This window comes from Eubacterium sp. An11, from assembly GCF_002161065.1.
Taxonomy (GTDB): domain Bacteria; phylum Bacillota; class Clostridia; order Lachnospirales; family Lachnospiraceae; genus Anaerobutyricum; species Anaerobutyricum faecale.
The window spans coordinates 248591-268267 of record NZ_NFLV01000001.1 but is presented as its reverse complement, the minus strand read 5'-3'; the positions used below and the strand labels follow the sequence as shown (position 1 = coordinate 268267).

The 19677-nt window shown below is 49.0% G+C and carries 13 protein-coding genes; 1 reads left to right on the top strand and 12 read right to left on the bottom strand.

Features of this window, described 5'->3' with window-relative positions; all coding sequences use genetic code 11:
- Window positions 1–265: 265 nt before the first annotated feature.
- The 8 genes from B5E53_RS01105 to B5E53_RS01075 form a co-directional block, all read right to left on the bottom strand.
- Window positions 266–2050: a DUF262 domain-containing protein gene (locus B5E53_RS01105; protein WP_087311913.1), complete on the bottom strand. Its 1785-nt coding sequence runs from the start codon at window positions 2048–2050 to the stop codon at window positions 266–268.
- Between the two features lie 34 nt (window positions 2051–2084).
- A complete protein-coding gene (gene codY / locus B5E53_RS01100; RefSeq protein ID WP_087311911.1) occupies window positions 2085–2855 on the bottom strand; it encodes a GTP-sensing pleiotropic transcriptional regulator CodY in 771 nt (256 codons plus the stop codon).
- 195 nt (window positions 2856–3050) lie between these two features.
- Window positions 3051–5123, bottom strand: coding sequence for a type I DNA topoisomerase (gene topA, locus B5E53_RS01095; protein ID WP_087311909.1), 2073 nt, complete (start codon window positions 5121–5123; stop codon window positions 3051–3053).
- Between the two features lie 165 nt (window positions 5124–5288).
- On the bottom strand, window positions 5289–6413 hold the full coding sequence (dprA, locus tag B5E53_RS01090; protein ID WP_087311907.1) for a DNA-processing protein DprA: 1125 nt from the start codon (window positions 6411–6413) through the stop codon (window positions 5289–5291).
- A 161-nt stretch (window positions 6414–6574) separates the two neighbouring features.
- Window positions 6575–8164 carry a YifB family Mg chelatase-like AAA ATPase gene (locus tag B5E53_RS01085; protein ID WP_087311905.1) on the bottom strand — a complete coding sequence of 530 codons (1590 nt, stop codon included), beginning with the start codon at window positions 8162–8164 and terminating at the stop codon, window positions 6575–6577.
- Between the two features lie 70 nt (window positions 8165–8234).
- A complete protein-coding gene (locus B5E53_RS19020) occupies window positions 8235–8384 on the bottom strand; it encodes a hypothetical protein (protein ID WP_162611736.1) in 150 nt (49 codons plus the stop codon).
- A gap of 35 nt (window positions 8385–8419) precedes the next feature.
- Window positions 8420–8905 carry a transcriptional regulator NrdR gene (gene nrdR, locus B5E53_RS01080; RefSeq protein WP_087311903.1) on the bottom strand — a complete coding sequence of 162 codons (486 nt, stop codon included), beginning with the start codon at window positions 8903–8905 and terminating at the stop codon, window positions 8420–8422.
- 148 nt (window positions 8906–9053) lie between these two features.
- The gene (locus B5E53_RS01075; protein WP_087311901.1) at window positions 9054–11144 is read right to left on the bottom strand and encodes a polyribonucleotide nucleotidyltransferase; all 2091 of its coding nucleotides are present in this window, start codon (window positions 11142–11144) and stop codon (window positions 9054–9056) included.
- A 412-nt stretch (window positions 11145–11556) separates the two neighbouring features.
- On the opposite strand from B5E53_RS01075, the gene B5E53_RS01065 reads away from it, so the two are divergent.
- Window positions 11557–12216, top strand: a complete 660-nt coding sequence (locus B5E53_RS01065) for a GntR family transcriptional regulator (RefSeq protein ID WP_087311897.1) — start codon at window positions 11557–11559, stop codon at window positions 12214–12216.
- A 94-nt stretch (window positions 12217–12310) separates the two neighbouring features.
- Here the strand turns inward: B5E53_RS01065 and B5E53_RS01060 are convergent, their stop codons facing one another.
- The 4 genes from B5E53_RS01060 to B5E53_RS01045 all read right to left on the bottom strand — a co-directional run bounded on the left by B5E53_RS01060 (window position 12311) and on the right by B5E53_RS01045 (window position 19448).
- Window positions 12311–13000 (bottom strand): cyclase family protein, encoded by a 690-nt coding sequence (locus B5E53_RS01060; RefSeq protein ID WP_087311895.1) that lies wholly within the window; start codon window positions 12998–13000, stop codon window positions 12311–12313.
- Window positions 13001–13093: 93 nt separating this feature from the next.
- Window positions 13094–14518, bottom strand: coding sequence for a four-carbon acid sugar kinase family protein (locus B5E53_RS01055; protein WP_087311893.1), 1425 nt, complete (start codon window positions 14516–14518; stop codon window positions 13094–13096).
- A gap of 1 nt (window position 14519) precedes the next feature.
- A complete protein-coding gene (gene garR / locus B5E53_RS01050) occupies window positions 14520–15413 on the bottom strand; it encodes a 2-hydroxy-3-oxopropionate reductase (RefSeq protein WP_087311891.1) in 894 nt (297 codons plus the stop codon).
- Window positions 15414–15689: 276 nt separating this feature from the next.
- A complete protein-coding gene (locus tag B5E53_RS01045) occupies window positions 15690–19448 on the bottom strand; it encodes a phosphoribosylformylglycinamidine synthase (protein WP_087311889.1) in 3759 nt (1252 codons plus the stop codon).
- Window positions 19449–19677 lie beyond the last annotated feature (229 nt).

Below are 19677 nucleotides of genomic sequence, written 5' to 3'. Positions count from 1 at the left end.
TTGTCTTCCGTTATCTTCATATTCCTCAGCCACCCGTAAGGGCACACCGACCGACAGAATCCGATAACGTGTGTTTTATCCGGCCACGAACTCATGGCCTGACTGTTACTTTTTTACCGAAGGTAGTATAGCATATAAAAAATCCCTTGGCAAGAAGTTCCGTCTAAATTATTGCAGAAAATTTGCGGCAGCACAGCCATACACCTGAAAATTCAAAAAAAACGATGTCATGACTGAACTGCCGCAAAAAAGTATTGTCACATTTTTACAGAGAATAATAGTAACTCTGAATTTTCCGTGCCATCTTTTTCCTTCTGTCCGCAAGAATCTGCGAGACACTGGAAGCATCTGCCTCAAAAATGGTCTCCGGAATGTCGTTGGCCTCCAGAGAAGTACGGATCTCTTCCGGAGCAAGCTGTTTTTCCAGAGCTTCCTTGTAATCCGCCGGAGACTTCCTCTTTATGATACTTTTTACATCTTTTGTAATATAGGTAAGGTTTGCCACCTGACCGTAAGTTTCTCTGGTCTTAAATCCACATTTCTCCAGATACGCCTTCGGAAGGATCTGGTATGCTTCCGCCTTTGCCGCATAGAGATCGCCGACCTTTTCTTTGCTGTAAAGGGAGGCTGCGCCGCCGGCTGTCTGTGCAGCCAAATAGGCAAGATACGGTGCCGTCCGCGCTGTGGTGGAAGTAAACTTCTGCGGGAGAACGGAAGCAAAGAACTCCTCACCCAGCCGAAGTTCCTCGATCTGTCGCAGATAACTTTCCATCCCTGCCTCTTTAATCTCTTTATAGTCTCTTATGACCACTGTATCCGGTGAACTCTGATAATGTCCGGTGATAAGGCTCATGGTCATCCACCTGCCGATGAGGCTGTCTTTCTTATCAGAAGGGATGCCCTCCATATCCATGAGAAGATACATGGCATAACAATAATTTAACACTGCCTGGGAATAAAGCAGGCGCTCACAGGAATAGCCCGCTCTGCGCAGCGCGCGGAGAAATCCCCGGAAGTTTTTCTCGCTGACAAAAGCCCGCACACCTTTCCCCAGCGTCTCAAAAGCTTCCTGAGAAACTTTTTTAGACACTTCCGTTTTTGCAGACATCCTGCCAGGGGTTTTGCCTGACAACAGATTGACCAGATCGCTGATCTTACTCTTTCCGAATCCGGCGATCAGTACGACCTTTAACACATCTGAATAGGAAGGAACGTACAGAAATTCTTCCTCTTCCGTCAGCCAGCCCAGCAGTCTGCCGTATTCTGTCTCCATGAATTCTTTCTCATTCTGATTCAGGATTCCCATGAAAGACGGCTCTTTGATGAGATGGCAAAAATAGTCGATGCAGTTGCGGATGAGATCTCCGTCATACTGTTCATTGACTGAGATCTTAGACATGGCAAAATCTTCCTGATTGAGCGGTTTGCCCTGCAGATTGATCCGGATGAAAATCTCGGATACCACATCGATATCAAGAAGAAAGGACAATTCAATCACACCGACCTGGTGCTTGACAATGCCCTTTAACCGGTCAATGGCCGCCTCCAGAGGAGATGCGTCCACTTCCGGATTCTTTTCTTTATATTCTTTTTCAAATTTACGGAAGGAAAAATCTCTTCGGAATAAAACGGAAATATCCGGAATCCATCCCGGCTTATCTTCATAGGAAGCGTCGCTGACCGCAAATTTTTCCTCCCCCGGCTGTGCCAGGGGATAAAATGCAATCTTAATCCGGTGAGACCGGTACTGGGAATCCAGCACTTCCCGGCCCAGAAGAGCTGCCATCAGGGCTGTCACTCTCTGCTGCCCGTCTATGAGGATCTTTTTCGTTCCTCCTTTTCCAAATCCGCGGATCCTGACCTGAGAATTCTGCCATACAATCAGATATCCAATGGGATATCCTTCATAGAGGGAATCGATCAAATCTCTGACCTCCTGTCCCTTCCAGACAAAGGGTCTTTGTATTTCCGGAATGGCAATCTGAGAATTCTCCACATATCCTAAAATTGTATTGACTGAATACTGGGTTATTTTATAATTATCCGCCATGGTGTTACTCCTTTATCCTATCGTAGCCTTTCTGTTAATGTTTCATTTTCTTCAGTTCGTCAAATACAACATCGTTCAGTACCTTGATATAGGTTCCCTTCATGCCGGAAGAACGGGACTCGATAACGCCGGCACTCTCAAACTTACGGAGTGCATTCACAATGACAGATCTGGTGATTCCCACCCGGTCGGCAATCTTGCTTGCCACAAGAATCCCTTCCTCTCCGTCCAGCTCATCAAAGATATGCTGAATGGCTTCCAGCTCCGAGAAGGACAAGGTGGAGATCGCGGATTTTACAATAGAAACTTTTCTGGTCTCCTCCGCATTTTCTTCATTGACGGAACGCATCATTTCCAGCCCGACCACTGTAGTTCCGTATTCCACCAGAATAATGTCATCAATTTCATAATGTTTTTCTTTCCGGTACATAAAAACAGTTCCCAGTCTCTCGCCGGCAATATCAATCGGGGTGATAATTGCCTGATACTCTGAAATGTCTGAAAATTCAAATCCCAGTGTTTCCAGGTTGACATTCTCTTTTGTCGATAAAACTCCCAGAAGCCGTTCATTGAGCAGCGGATCAATATATTCACCCACCTCATTATTGATGAGCTCATTGATGGTCTCAATATCCGCCCGGTCTTTGATTCCCAGAACCTTCCCCTTCTTGCTGATGACCAGCACATTGGAGACAAGAATCTCACTGAGAACTTCACAGATGTCATTAAATACTACTTTGTGAGAATTATTATTATGCAGCAGTTTGTTAATTTTTCTCGTTTTATCAAGCAATTGGACACTCATAGAAACCTCCATATTATTTACTGACAATTCTTCATTAAAAATTATTTTAACACATCTACCGCACAATCACAACGATATTATCTAAAAATTTAGCAATTCGTTCAATTATCCTAAACAGAAACAAATTATAAAACAAAAACCGCCTGCAGTGATGATCTCTCATATCTGCAGACGGCCTTCTGCGCTGTCTGTATTTTATTCTTCGTCCTGTTTATCCGTCACATAGCCGCATTCCGGGTTGGCACACACAAGCTTTTTGCCCTTTTCCACCATCAGGCCTCCACATTCTTTGCACGGAACCTTTGACGGCTTCTGCCAGCTCATAAAATCGCACTCCGGATTATCAATACAACCATAATATTTTCTGCCTTTTTTGGTCTTCTTCAACACGATATCCTTCCCGCATTTCGGGCAGGCAACGCCGATCTTTTCATAATACGGCTTCGTATTCTTACATTCCGGAAAGCCCGGGCAGGCCAGAAACTTACCGTGAGGTCCGTATTTGACCACCATGTTACGGCCGCATTCCTCACAGATCTCGTCGCTGACTTCATCGGCAATCTTAACCTCTGCCAGCTCCTTCTCCGCTGCCTCCACAGCGTCGTTCAGATCCGGATAAAAGTTCTCGACGATGGTCTTCCACTTGACCTTGCCTTCTTCCACTCCATCCAGCAGGGATTCCATGTTGGCGGTAAAATTCACATCCACGATGGAAGGGAAGCCCTTCACGATCAGATCATTGACCGCCTCTCCCAGCTCTGTCATGTAAAGATTTTTGTTCTCCTTTACAATATATCTTCTGGCAAGAAGGGTGGTGATGGTTGGCGAGTAGGTACTCGGACGTCCGATCCCCAGCTCTTCCAGCGTCTTTACAAGACTGGCCTCGGTGAAATGTCCCGGCGGCTGTGTAAAGTGCTGCTGCGGCTTCAGTTCTTTTAATGTCAGCTTCGAATCTTCGCTGATTTTTTTCAAAACCGCATCCAGGGTGGACTTCTCATCATCATAACGGTATACCGTCATAAACCCGTCAAACTTGATCCGGGCTCCGGAGACACTGAAGCGATAGTCGCCGGCTCCTATTTTAACAGAGACTGTCTCATACACTGCCTCAGACATCCGGCTTGCCACAAACCTTGTCCAGATCAGATTATACAGCCGGTATAAGTCCCTGGACAGCTCTTCTTTCAAATCCGACGGCGACAGAGTGACATCTGTCGGACGGATGGCTTCATGGGCGTCCTGGATCTTGCCGGCGCCGGTCTTTCTGGCTGCGCCGTTTCCCACAAAATCTTCTCCGTACTGGGTCTGGATGTATTCCCGGCAGGCCGCATCCGCTTCCTCGGAGATTCTGGTGGAATCAGTACGAAGGTAAGTGATCAGACCGATATTGCCCCGGCCTTTTATGGAGACACCTTCGTACAGCTCCTGGGCCAGACGCATGGTCTTCTGGGTGGACATATTGAGCTTCTTGGACGCCTCCTGCTGCAGGGTGCTGGTGGTAAACGGCAGCGGCGGCTTTTTCCGGCGCTCGCCTCTTTTTACTGCCAGCACTTCATAGCTGCATCCTTCCAGCTCCTTCATGATGCGCTCCACGTCCTCTTTGCTGTGAAGCTCCACCTTTCCGTCTTTATTTCCTGTGAAATGCGCCTCCAGAGGCTTTTTGGATCCTTCCGCCTGCAAGTCCGCATCCAGGCTCCAGTATTCCTCCGGAATAAATTCATTGATCTCTCTTTCTCTGTCAGATATAATGCGAAGCGCCACGGACTGCACCCGTCCGGCACTCAGTCCACGCTTGATCTTGGACCAGAGAATCGGGCTGATCTTATATCCCACGATCCGGTCCAACACTCTTCTTGCCTGCTGCGCATCCACCAGGTTCATATCAATATCCCTGGAATTCTTGATGGAACGCTTCACCGCATCCTTTGTGATCTCATTGAAAGTAATACGGCTGCATTTTTTATCTTTGAGATTCAATGCGTTATAGAGGTGCCAGGAGATAGCCTCACCTTCCCGGTCCGGGTCAGTGGCCAGATAAACCTTATCCGCCTTTTTCACTTCTTTTCGAAGCTGCGCGAGAATCTCTCCCTTTCCTCTTATTGTTATATATTTTGGTTCATAATCATTATCAAAATCAATTCCCATAGAACTTTTCGGCAGGTCACGGACATGGCCGTTGGAGGCGATGACCTTATAATTCTTTCCCAAAAACTTCTGAATTGTTTTTGCCTTTGCAGGTGATTCTACAATCACTAATTTGGTTGCCATTTCCAAATACACTCCCAACTTAATATATACAGATTGATGGCATAAAACTTCCCAGTCGTTTACAACGGGACGATTCCAGCCTATATTATTCCTATACAAAGCCTTGTCCCGTAAAACAATTATCAATAATACACCATTTCCCAGGGGTACGCAAGAAAAAAATTTTTAAAATTTTCTGAGGTAGGTGTTCTGCGCCGATTGATAAATCTTCTGAGAAATCTCCATTTCCAATAAAATATACTGCAATTTTACAAAATTATACCCGCTTTTTTCTAAAAGTTCATTGAAACTTGTCGGACGATTCACATCCAGCAGCTCATAAATCTTCTGACATTCCGGATCTTTAAACGCAGGCTCCTCCGTTCCTGCCAAAGACTTTACTTCTTTTGTATATATTTTTGACCTGAACTTTTCATATTTTTTAAAGAGTACTTCCGCAATGTCCTCCGGCCGCTGCACCAGCACGGCACCCTCCGCGATCAGCCGGTTGCACCCGGCGCTTAAGGGATCTGAAACTCTGCCTGGCAGCGCAAAGACATCCTTTCCCTGCTCCAGCGCCTGGTCAATGGTGATAAAAGAACCACTTTTCTCTCCGGCTTCCAGCACAAATACCCCGTCGGATATTCCACTGATCAGACGATTCCTCACAGGAAACAGTCCCGGACTGTTGGGAACACCGAGATTGTATTCCGAAAGAACACCGCCCCGTTTATACATCTCCATGTAAAGAGAAAAATTCTCTCTTGGGTAGAGAGTGTCAATACCTCCGCCAAGGACACCCAGTGTATATCCGCCTGCCTCAAGGGTTCCCCGGTGACTGGCCGCGTCAATCCCCGCCGCCAGGCCGCTGACAATCTGTATCTTCTCACCGGCCAGTACTTTCGCAAACTCCCTTGCCGTGTGAAGTCCGTAGGGCGTCGCCGTCCGGGATCCCACCATACCGAGGACCGGCCTGTCTTCTGCAGGAAGGGTTCCCCTCACATAGATCCCGTACGGAGGATCAAATAATTGCCGGAACTTCCGGGGATACTCCGGAGATTCCCAGTGCACAAACCGCGCGCCGGATTCCTGAAGCTTACTCATCGACTGATTTATCCTATGTGTATTGCGGGAGCGCTGTAAATATACACACTGTCTTTGATTCAAAATATCTCTGTATTCTTTTTCCTTCGCGCCATAGACCGCTTCCGGATGTCCGAAACGATCCAGAAGCTTTCTTCTGGCAGCGCTTCCCACCCCGGGAATATTCACAAACCAGTACCAGAAAAATGTAGTCTTTCCCTCTTCCATGTCGCCTCCCTTTTTGGCTCTGCCCTGCTGATATCAGCTTTTGCATCACCGGCACTCTTGGTATCCGTCTGTTATCTCCACCGACGCTACCCCCATCTCCGTTCCTTTTTTCTGAAACCGCGCACTCCTTACAATCCGCCTGATCAGCATATCCCCATACCCTATATCCCCATACCCTCTGCCATAGGCGCCATGCGGCGGAACAAAAGGGCCTCTCTCACATGCACTTCCCGAATCTGCAAAGAATGGTCCAGATCCGCAATGGTCCTTCCCACTTTCAAAATTTTATTATAAGAACGGCCGGTCAGCCCCATGGGATCAAACACTTCTCTGAGCAGCGCCCGGGAATCCCTGTCCAGAATACAGTACTTTTCCACTTCTTTCGGGGTCATTCTTCCATTGAACGGGGACGTTCTGCCCGGAAAACGCTCCCTCTGTATCTCCCACACCTGCCGAACCCTCTCCCTGACCACTTCAGAAGGTTCTTCGCAGCGCTCTTCCGTCATCACCGCGTACGATATCCTGTCGCAGCGCACAAAAAGATCCAGCCGGTCAAGAATAGGACCGCTCAGCCGGTTTTGATACTTGGAGATCTGCCTTGAAGTGCAGCGGCAGTAACGGCGGTCAGGATAGTAACCGCAGGGGCAGGGATTCGCTGCCGCAATGAGAATAAAATCTGCCGGAAATGTCACATTCTTTCCATTTCTGATCTGAGTAATCCGGTGCTCCTCCAGCACAGTCCGGAACATCTCTATGAGTTCTCTCCTAAACTCCGGAAACTCATCCAGAAACAAAATCCCATGGTGGGCCAGGGTCACTTCTCCCGGTCTCGGATTGCTGCCACCGCCAAACATTCCCGCCATGGTCACCGAAGACGAGGGTGCACGAAAAGGTCTCCTGATCGCGGGAACAGAACCATCCCGCAGCATTCCCCGGACACTGTATATCATGGCCGTGTCAATTCTTTCCTCGTCGGTCATCTCCGGCATGATACCCGGCGCACAGGCCGCCAGCATGGACTTCCCTGCCCCGGGCGGTCCGTCCAGGAACAGATTATGGCACCCCGCAACCGCAATCTCCAGCGCCCGCTTTGCCATCCTCTGCCCTTTCACCTCTGACAGATCCGGATACTGTTGTTCGTCTTCCCTGTCTTCCTCCATACCGGAGTACCGCAATTTCTCAGACACAGATTCCGTCGGCACAGCGGACAGACCTTTTCTTCTCATTTCCCCTTCTTCTCTCTGTCCGGTCAGAAAATGAATGACTTCCTCTAAATCTGTAAATCCCAGAACCTTCATCCCCGGCAGCAGGGAGGCTTCCTTTACATTGAAAAGAGGAATCACGCAGATACGGCAGCCAGCCTCCAGAGCTGCCTTTAAAATAGAAAGAACTCCTGTCAGCGGTGAGAGCATACCGTCAAGGGACAGTTCTCCCAAAAAGAGAATCCCGCGGACAGATTCCCTGGAAATCAGGCCCATGGCAGTGAGGATCCCCACGGCTATGGCAAGATCATAGCAGGTACCGCTCTTTCGCACATCCGCCGGAGCCAGATTCACCGAAACTCTCCTGGGCGGCAGATGATATCCCGTGTTCTTAAGGGCAGTCCTCACCCTCTCTTTGGCCTCTTTTACCTCCGAAGAAAGATGACCGGTCATGCCAAAAACCGGCAGTCCGTCACTGATATCTGCCTGCACTGTGATCAATTCTCCCTGAATCCCCTGCACCATTCCGCTCAATACTTCTGCTACCATGATCCTCTCCTTATCTTTTTCCAGATTTTAACATATTATATTTACATTTTCAAGTATAATTTACATTGTTTTACATCAAAAGATCAAAAAAAGAGACTTTCCCAACCTCTGCCGGCAGTATCAGATCTTCGGTATCCTGCAAGGATACACTCTTTTCTGTACAGCCTTCCGTTCTCCCGAAAGCCTCTCTTCCATATATAGTATTCTGTTTTCGATCCATAAAGATTTCTCAATGCATCTGTTCCGGTATTCCTTTTATTCCTGCCCGTTCTTGTCCTGTGTATCATTACTGGAATCCAGCATTTTCTTCAATTCATTCATAAATGTATTGACATCCTTGAACTCTCTGTAAACAGAAGCAAAACGCACATAGGCCACCTGCTCCAGAGATTTGAGCCTCTCCATCACGATCTCGCCGATGACCTTGCTCTCAATCTCCTTGTACTCCAGATTAAAAATATCATTTTCAATCTTGTTGACCGTCTCTTCTATTTTTTCCACGGGAATCGGACGCTTGTGACAGGCACGGAGGACACCCGCCATGATCTTACTCCTGTCATAAGGTTCCCTGGATCTGTCTTTTTTGATGACCGTCAGCGGAATAATCTCCACTTTCTCATATGTAGTGAATCGTTTTCCGCACTCATCACATTGTCTTCTTCTGCGAATCGATGAATTATCATCTGCCGGCCTGGAATCAATCACCCGGGTATTATCCATGCCGCAAAATGGACACTTCATTATTTATTCCTCCTGGTATTTTATCTGCCTGCCGTGCCGCCCGGGGCGAAGGGGTTAAACTTCCGCCGGACTCCGGAGTCTCCAAAAGGGACTGCCGGCAAATCATCCGCGGCAGTCCCCCACAATCATGTATCTTTACCCGCTGCTATCAGCTTAATTTCTCTCTCAGCGCCAGGTTGATTCTTCCCATCTTGTCGATTTCCAGAACCTTAACTCTGACTTTGTCACCGATGTTCACCACATCTTCCACTTTATTGACTCTGTCTCTGGACAGCTTGGAAATGTGGATCAATCCGTCTTTGTTCGGGGCAAGCTGTACGAAAGCACCGAAGTTCATGATTCTCACTACTTCACCTTCGTAGATAGCTCCCACTTCCACCGGCTCCACGATCAGACGGATGATATCCATGGCCTTCTCAATCATCTCCTGATCCACGCCGCAGATATCCACTCTTCCGTCATCGTTGATGTCGATCTTCACGCCGGTCTCATCAATGATCGCATTGATGGTCTTGCCCTGTTTTCCGATGATCTCACTGATCTTGTCCGGATCCACATGCATCTGTTTGATCTTAGGCGCATATTTGCCGACTTCCGGTCTCGGCTCAGAGATAACCGGCTCCATGACCTCTGTCAGAATGTATTCTCTGGCAGCCTTTGCCTTTGTGATGGCGCCCTTGATGATATCCGGTGTCAGACCGTGGATCTTGATATCCATCTGGATAGCAGTGATACCGTCATGGGTACCTGCCACCTTAAAGTCCATGTCTCCAAAGAAGTCTTCCAGACCCTGGATGTCGGTGAGGATCAGGTAATCGTCATCGGTATCTCCTGTCACAAGACCTGTGGAAATACCAGCCACCGGCTTCTTGATCGGCACACCTGCTGCCATCAGAGACAGAGTGGATGCGCAAACGCTGGCCTGAGAAGTGGAACCGTTGGATTCCAGTGTCTCTGATACAGTACGGATGGCATACGGGAATTCATCCTCGCTCGGCAACACCGGTACCAGAGCACGTTCTGCCAGAGCGCCATGACCGATCTCCCGGCGTCCCGGTCCACGGCTCGGCTTCGTCTCACCGACAGAATAGCTCGGGAAGTTATAGTGGTGCATATATCTCTTGGATGTGATATTTAAGTCAATACCATCCACCTTCTGAACTTCAGATAACGGAGCCAGGGTGGTGACAGTCATAATCTGTGTCTGGCCTCTCTTGAACATACCGGAACCGTGTACTCTCGGCAGGATATCGATCTCCGCGGAAAGCGGACGGATCTCGTCGATGGCTCTTCCGTCCGGACGCTTGTGATCTTTTAAGATCATCTTACGGACAGTCTTTTTCTGGAACTTATACACAGCGTCACCGATTAACGGCAGCCAGTCTTCATGCTCCTCTGCGTAACGTTCTTCCAGCTTCTCTTCAATCTGGCGGATATTCTCCTCACGCACCTGTTTCACATCGGTAAATACTGCTTCTTCCATGGCTTCCGGTGTGATGAATTCCACCATGTCGTTCCACAGCTCTTCCGGTGTATCCACATGTTCATAATCATGCTTTTCTTTTCCGCACTCATCCACGATCTTCTGGATAAACGCAATGATCTCTTTATTCACTTCGTGAGCCTTGAAAATAGCCTCAATCATAGTGTCTTCCGGCACCTCGTTGGCCCCTGCCTCGATCATGATGACCTTCTCCGCTGTGGAAGCTACTGTAAGAGCCAGATCAGATATCAGATTCTGATCAGAAGTCGGATTCACAATAAACTCTCCGTCAATGAGACCGATCTGTGTCGCTGCGATCGGGCCGTCAAACGGAATGTCGGAAATGCATGTGGCGATGGAAGAACCAAGCATCGCTGCCACTTCCGGGGAACAGTCCGGATCCACGGACATAACCAGGTTATTTAATGTGACATCATTTCTGTAATCCTTCGGGAAAAGCGGACGCATCGGACGGTCAATGACACGGGATGTGAGGACCGCATGCTCGGAAGCCTTACCTTCTCTCTTGTTAAATCCTCCCGGGATCTTACCCACGGAGTACATTTTCTCTTCAAATTCCACACTCAGAGGGAAGAAATCGATTCCTTCTCTCGGCTTGTCAGAGGCGGTCGCTGTGGAAAGCACCACCGTATCTCCATAATGCATAAATGCTGCGCCGTTGGCCTGTGCGGCAACTCTTCCGATCTCCACGGTAAGAGGTCTGCCGGCCAGTTCCATCGTAAACTGTTTTACCATTTCGTTACCTCCTGAATTATGATGACAAACATAATACGGGAAGGTTAAAAAACACCGCCCGTATCCATACATCACTGGGAAGGGTCCGAAACAACTGAAAAACACACTGCATACGGTTCCAATGTGCTTTTCAGAAGTCCCGGTCACACACTTCCCATGGTTTGTCTGTTATTATAGTATTACTATTGCCTAATCTCGCTTATTTTATCACACTGTGGAAAAGAATACCAGTCCTTTTTTTCTATTATTATTTTCATTTTTCTTACAGCCATCTCCCCTGGATCTCCATTGGCCGGACTGCTTTTTATCTTATAAAATCCACGCCGGTTTTCATACTGGAATTGACAACCCAGGCATTTCATTTTATCATAAAATAAATGCCACTGAAAAAATATGATTTTGAGGTACCGCCATGAAAGAAACACATTTGCTGCAGACGCAGGCTTACGATTATCTCATCGACCTGATCAAAAAAGGGGAACTGCAGCCTGACACCATATATTCCTTAAATAAACTCGCAAAGGAATCCGGGGTTTCCCGGACACCTTTCCGGGACGCCGTCCTCTGTCTGGAACAGGAACGATATCTGGATGTCCTGCCCAGCAAGGGCTTCGTCCTCCACAAGATGACAAAAGAAGATATCGTGGAGACCTACCAGATCCGCAGCGCCATCGAGGTCTACTGTTTTAAACAGTTGTCCCGCCACCTGGAAACCGAGAGAGGCCAGCAGTATTACGCGAAGCTTTCTTCCAAAGTGGACAGCCAGAAAGAAATTGCCCGGACCACCTGCTCCACAGAAGACTTCGGCCGGAAAGATTATGAATTCCACCGCAGTCTCGTTCAATATGTGGGCAACGCTTCCATGCTGGAAATCTACCGCCGGTTCATGTACCGGATCTTCTGGCTGAACGTCACCTCCTTTTCCAGAGACGGCCGTATGGACGAGACCATCACTGAACACGATGCCTTTCTCCGCATGCTCCGGGAGCATGATATGACCGGCCTGGAGGATATGGTGGAACATCATCTTGCCACCGCACAAAATATCAATCTGACACTTCTGGAGTCCTGAGGGAGTCCGAATACTCCCCGCTTCCATGCATCCGACTTTCAAAAACAGCGGCCGCTTTACGCGAACCGCTGTCTTTTTATGTCTGATTCTGTGATTATTCTTCAATCTCCGCGATGCAGACCACCTGGCTGGAATCCAGGCCTTTGATGCGAAGCGGCGCATTGAAAAATCTTGTGATCTTTGCTCCCTTCGGAATCTCCGATAAATGCATATCTTCCACACCGGTGACAAACTTACCGGTGTAGTATCCCAGAAGATGTCTGTGGCAGTCCGGCGGAAGCTCGCCCTCCGGGCACTTGGAAGAGGCAGAACCGATGGCCAGGAAATCCATACCGATCCCCTTGAGGTTCGGGAATTCTTCCGTCAGATAATCGCCGGCGCTCGGCGCGATATAGACGCCCTCATTCTGATAAATGTTCTGATCGGTCTCCCGGTATTTCTCCATGCCGGTGCGGATCAGAGCAAAGGAAACTTTCGATAAGGTATCCGCAAACGGTTCCAGATCCTCTTTATAGATGCCTTCTGCCGGTCCCTTCGGAATCTCCAGGAGAGCCACCTCTGTGTGGCAGAAATATTCGATCGGCAGTTCATTGATGCTGAGACCGTCTTTCACAAAATGTCTCGGCGCGTCCATATGGGTGCCGCAGTGATTCGGCACTTCTGAGATAAAACTGCAGAACGGACAGTCATCGGAAACATCCGTACACTGTTTTACTTTGACCACAGGTTCTCCCGGCCATGCGTAACCCTCCGGATCCAATGGATGTGATAAAAACATAAACATAACAAAAAACCTCCTTCTCAAAATGATATATGGTACCTATGCACCAGACAGCACTTTCTTTGGATCCTTTTCTGATCCGCTGCCCGGTGTTTTTTATTTCCCCATCAAAATCTCCGCTGCTTCCTTCAGCGTGCTGTCTTCTCCCACATTGCCCGGGAAGATCACATACGGTGTCTGCGGGAACTTACTCTCGTCTCCCGTCTGCCATACCGGAATTCCCGGCCGGATCTGTCCCAGCACATTGGCTCTCTGCACCGCCAGCGCCTTGGTTCCCACATCGGAAGAGGTGATGCCGCCCTTGGCAATCACGAAACTTGGCACAATGGTCAGCCGGCCCACCAGCGACTGCACCGCATCAGAAATGCGCACCGCCAGCCGGAGATCATCTTCTTTATCTCCGGTATCTGCCGTGATCAGGGTGCGGGTGGTATAAACACAGACGGTGGTTCCGGAAGAAATGTACTCTTCTTCCAGAGCCAGACAGCGCTCCACCTCCCCGGCAAAGGCTTCCTCATCCTTCACTAAGCCGGCATTCAGTTCCACGAAGGCAATTCCCGGAATCTCTTTTAATTGTTCCATCTGTCTGGTTGTCTTGTCCGTGTGAGAACCGATCACGATGATTCCTCCGTTGTCCGTCTCCTTCACCACCATCTGTTCTCTCGTCAGCAGCGGCTGATCCGGCACGCCTCCCATGACCTTGACAATGGCGGCCGCTGTCCGGAACATAAAACTCTTTCCTTTTGCCATGGCCCTGAACAAGGCCACACAGAAGATCTTGATATCCACATAGTCAATGGCGTTGACTATGACCTTATTGAAATCCTCCACGGCCATCAGCTGCGCTTCGATCTTATCGTAATCAAGATTACGGATATCGGTCAGAGAAATGGAAGTCACACTTTCTTTCTTATAGGCTCCTCCGGTCTTCTCCTCCACATATTCTTTTAAATCGGAAGCTGTGTAACCAAAGGTCTTATCCTTCGCGAACTCAGTTTCCGCCGCCGGAACCAGAGTGTCGCCATAGCGCACATAATGGACATCATCAATGGTATAACGGCCGCCCTCCTTGAAGAACGGGCAGAGAATCTCCCCGTCAATCTTCTTTCCGGTATTCTTCTCATATTCTTCTTTGAGGATCACGGTCTCCAGCGGGTAATGTCCCCGCAGGGTGGAATCACTGCGGCTGATGAACATATATTCCTTTCCTGTCTCCTTCGAAACCGCATCCACCACCGAAGCGATCTCCCGGTGGGCGGTTTCTGTCTGCGCCGCGGTAAATCCCCGGGAATTGGTCAATATGTAAAAAAGTGTATTTTTCTCGTCAAACCCTTTCCGGATGCTGTCTTTGGTCCAGTTGGTGTAAACGGAAATGTCATGAACCGTCTGTACTCCCGTCGGATCATCATCCAGCACTACGATTTTCTTATGATTATTCTCAATTTCTTTTGTCAGCAGTTCGTCCACGGCCTTCTCATCGACCGGCGGATACGATGACAAAATATCTGCTTTTACTGCCATTTCAGTCCTCCACCTTTTTCACCTGTACGTCTGCCAGTGCCTCAAAATATTGAACGATACCCGCATGGTCATCGTTCATATGTCCATGTACCTTCAGGGTCTGCAGAATCTCATAAAGCTGCGCGGAATATGGAATCGGCACATCCAGGGCATGGGCGGTGTTGACCACATTTTTGATATCTTTGTGATTGATGGAAATCTTGCCTCCCGGCACAAAATTCCTCTCCACCATCATCGGCACCTTGGCGTCAAGGACAGCGCTGCCTGCCAGACCGCCGCGGATGGCCTCATAGACCTTCACCGGATCCGCTCCCGCTTTGGTTGCCAGCACAAAGGCCTCGGACACGATGGCAATGGTGTTGTTGACGATGATCTGATTGGCCAGCTTGGTCACAGAACCGCTGCCGCTGTCGCCGATCCGCACAGCGGAAGATCCCATAATCTCAAAATACGGCGTCAACGCATCGAAATCTTCCTGTCTGCCGCCTGCCATGAACGCCAATGTTCCTCCCACGGCTCCCGGCTCTCCTCCGGATACCGGCGCATCCACAAATCCGACGCCCTGTTCCATGAGCCGATCAAAACATTCCTTTGACTCCACCGGTGTCACGGAACTCATATCACAGACGATCTTGCCCGGAGTCAGGGCAGATGCCACTCCATTCTCATCAAATAACACGGATTTGGATATATCACCATTGGGCAGAATCAGGAAAATAATCTCACACTGTTCGCCAATCTGAGCATAGCTTCCCGCCTCTGCTCCGGCCATTGTCACTTCCTTTACAGCCTCCTCGTTCAGATCACAGACCAGAAGCTCCACCCCTGCCTTCAGCAGGTTCTTCGCCATGGGCTTCCCCATGATTCCAAGTCCAATGAAACCAATCTTACTCATTGTTATCATTCCTCCTTCTGCCGTACAGCCGGCGCCTGCTCTCTGCGGGGACCGGCTGTATATACTGCATCGTTCTCCTTGTATCGTCAGTGCACATGCTCTGTTTTAAGCAATATCACTAAATTCATACTGATTTTATCCTCTCAGTCTATGCACTTATTATACGATATACCGGTATATCAGTCAAGGATAAAAACAAAAACTGTACAAAAAAGAACGCCTTCCAAAAATCAGATCACAACATCCAATCCCTGAAAGGCGTCCTCTCACAGAGCTTTATTTAAAATATTTCACGCCGCTCTCAAACAGACGCATATTCTGTTTTACGTAAATATTCTTTGCCACGTTTTCTCCCATACGCTCGGAATGTCCCATCTTACCTAAGATACGGCCATCCGGACTGATGATACCTTCAATGGCATAATAAGACCCGTTCGGATTATAGCGGATATCCATGGTCGGTGTTCCCTTCAGGTTCACGTACTGCGTTGCCACCTGACCATTCTTGAAGAGCTTCTCGATCCACTCATCGCTGGCAACGAAACGTCCCTCTCCATGGGATACCGGCACTGTGTACACTTCATCGATGACCGCGCCTTTGAGCCACGGGGACTTGTTGGTGATAACCTTGTTATAAACCATGGTAGATACATGACGTCCGATCTCGTTGGTGGTCAGAGTCGGAGAATCTTCTGTCTGCGGCACGATCTCGCCGTAAGGAAGAAGTCCCAGCTTGATCAGCGCCTGGAATCCGTTACAGATACCCAGCGCAAGACCGTCTCTCTCGTTGAGAAGCTTCATCACAGCCTCTTTGATCTTCTCGTTGCGGAAGACGGAAGCGATGAACTTGGCGGAACCTTCCGGCTCATCTCCGGCACTGAAACCGCCCGGGAACATAATGATCTGCGCCTGGGAGATGGCTTTTTCAAAGGCATCCACAGACTCCAGGATATCGGATTCAGACTGATTTCTGAATACGATGGTCTCCACCTCAGCTCCTGCACGGCGGAAGGCCTTTTCGGAATCGTACTCACAGTTCGTTCCCGGGAAGACAGGAATAAATACCTTCGGCACAGCAACCTTGTTCTTGCAGATGAAGAATTCTCTGCTGCTGTACAGCGGCTGAGATACATTTCTTGTACCGGCCTTTGTCTTTGTCGGGAATACGGATTCCAGAGGGCTCTCCCATGCGTCCAGCATCTCATCAAACGGAATCTCCACATCGCGGACGGTGATGCACTCATCTTCATTTACCTGTCCGATGTAGGTGCAGTACTCGCTGTCCACATCGGCGATATGGGAGTTCTCCAGTTCCAGAAGGATGGAGCCGTAACGTTTTTTATTTAATTCTTCCAGAGGAAGATCATCGACAATCTTAACACCATAACGGTTACCAAAGCTCATTTTGCTGATGGCCTCAATAAGTCCGCCGGCACCGAGCGCATAGGCGGAAATGATCACGCCTTTTTTGGTGAGGCAGTGAATCTTGTCATACAGCTCTCCTGCTTTCTGATAATCCGGAATACCGAAGGAATCAAACGGAATCTCCACCAGCAGCAGGCTGTTGCCCGGTTTCTTAAATTCCGGAGACACGATATGGGACGCCTTCGTATAATCAACAGCAAAGGAAACCAGTGTCGGCGGCACATCGATATTCTCAAAGGAGCCGGACATACTGTCTTTTCCTCCGATGGACGGGATGCCGAATCCTTTCTGTGCGTCGTAAGCTCCCAGCAGGGCCGCAAACGGTTTACCCCAGCGATGCGGATCCTCACCCAGCCGTTCAAAGTATTCCTGGAAAGTCAGACGGATCTTCTTGTAATCCCCGCCGGCTGCCACGATCTTGGCAACGGACTCCAGAACAGCATAGACAGCGCCGTGGTACGGGCTCCAGCTGGACAGATACGGATCAAAACCATAAGACATCATGGTGGCAAGATCTGTCTTGCCCTCCATCACCGGAAGCTTCGCCACCATGGTCTGGATTGGCGTGGTCTGTGTCTTTCCGCCGTATGGCATCAGAACGGTAGCTGCGCCGATGGAACTGTCAAACATCTCCACCAGTCCTTTCTTGGAGCAGATGTTGAGGTCAGACAGTGTACGAAGCCATGTTTCTTTCACATCGGTGATCGGTTCCTGTTTCTCGTAGTAACACTCTTCTTTTTCCGGCATCTCCACGATGACGTTGGTCTCCTGATGCGCACCATTGGTATCCAGGAAAGCTCTGGACAGGTTGACGATTTCCTTGCCTCTCCAGCTCATAACCAGACGTTTCTCTTCGGTCACTTCTGCCACCGCTACGGCTTCCAGGTTCTCCTCAGCAGCGTAAGCCAGGAACTGATCCACATCCTTCGGAGAAAGGACTACTGCCATACGCTCCTGAGATTCGGAGATGGCAAGCTCTGTTCCGTCCAGACCGGCATATTTCTTCGGAACTTTGTCCAGATTGATCTGCAGGCCGTCTGCCAGCTCACCGATGGCAACGGAAACGCCGCCGGCTCCGAAGTCGTTACATTTCTTGATCAGGCGGCTGACTTCCTCTCTCCGGAACAGTCTCTGAATCTTTCTCTCTGTCGGAGGATTACCTTTCTGTACTTCCGCTCCGCAGGTATCAATGGAAGAGGTAGTGTGTGCCTTGGAAGATCCTGTGGCTCCGCCGCAGCCATCTCTTCCTGTCCGTCCGCCCAGCAGCACGATGATATCGCCCGGATCGGAAGATTCACGAATCACATTCTTTCTCGGTGCTGCGCCCATGACTGCTCCGATCTCCATACGTTTTGCCACATAACCCGGATGATAAATCTCATCCACAAGACCGGTGGCCAGACCGATCTGATTGCCATAGGAGCTGTAACCCTGAGCGGCACCGACCGTCAGCTTTCTCTGTGGCAGTTTGCCCTTTAAGGTCTCGGACATCGGAACGGTCGGATCCGCACATCCGGTCACACGCATTGCCTGATATACGTAGGAGCGTCCTGACAGCGGGTCACGGATGGCACCGCCCAGACAGGTGGCAGCTCCACCGAAAGGTTCGATCTCCGTCGGATGGTTGTGCGTCTCATTCTTAAAGCTGATGAGCCATTCCTCTGTCTTATCCTCAAACTCCACAGGAACCACGATGGAGCAGGCGTTGATCTCGTCGCTCTCTTCCATGTTGTCAAGGATTCCGTCTTTTTTCAGCTTCTTCATGCCCATCACAGCCAGATCCATCAGGCAGATGAACTTATCTTTCCGGTCTCCGTAGACATCTTCTCTGTCTCTCTTATATTCTTCAAAGGTCTTCTCAAAGAGTTCCTTGTACGGGCCCTCTTCAAAGGAAATCTCCTTTAATTCCGTAGAAAATGTGGTGTGGCGGCAGTGGTCAGACCAGTAAGTATCCAGCACGCGGATCTCTGTCATGGTCGGATCCCGGTGTTCCTCACCGCGGTAATAATTCTGAATATGCAGGAAATCCTTGAACGTCATGGCAAGACCCAGGGAGTCATATAACGCTTTTAACTCCTCTTCCGGCATATCCTTGAATCCTTCGAATACGGAAACATCCGCAGGCTCCTCATATTCCATAACCAGGGTCTCCGGTTTGGTCTCATCGGTCTCTCTGGAATCCACAGGATTGATACAGTATTCTTTGATTTTGTCAAATTCTTCATCGGTAATCTCTCCGGACAGCACATAGGTGGTCGCAGAGCGGATGATCGGTTCTTCCTTTTCATTCAAAAGCTGCAGACACTGTACTGCAGAGTCTGCCCGCTGATCAAACTGTCCCGGCAGGTATTCCACGCTGAATACGCGGTCTCCCTCTTCCTTCGGGAAGCTCTCCTCGTATATATAATCCACCGGCGGCTCAGAAAATACTGTTCCCATGGCCTTCTGATAGGTCTCCTCGGAAACATTCTCCATATCGTAGCGAATCAGCACTCTGACTCTCTGAATATCTTTCAGGAACAGATAGGACTGCAGTTCTTCTGCCAGTTCTTTTGCCTTCACCGCGTAATCCGGTTTCTTTTCCACATACAATCTTCTTACCTGATTCATACTTACCTCCAAAATCTATAGAAACATCCATATTCAGGATCCGCCGCCCGGACAAAACTCTTCCACGACAACAGACCTGGGCATATTTTGTCTTATTCATGATAACATTTTTTGCCGCTCTTTCAAACTGGTTTTTCTCTTTTCGCAAAAAAAGGGAAAATTGACGAAAAACGAGGATTTTTCTCGTTTTTTTTGGATATTTTACTTATAGTTTTCCCGGATCGCCGAA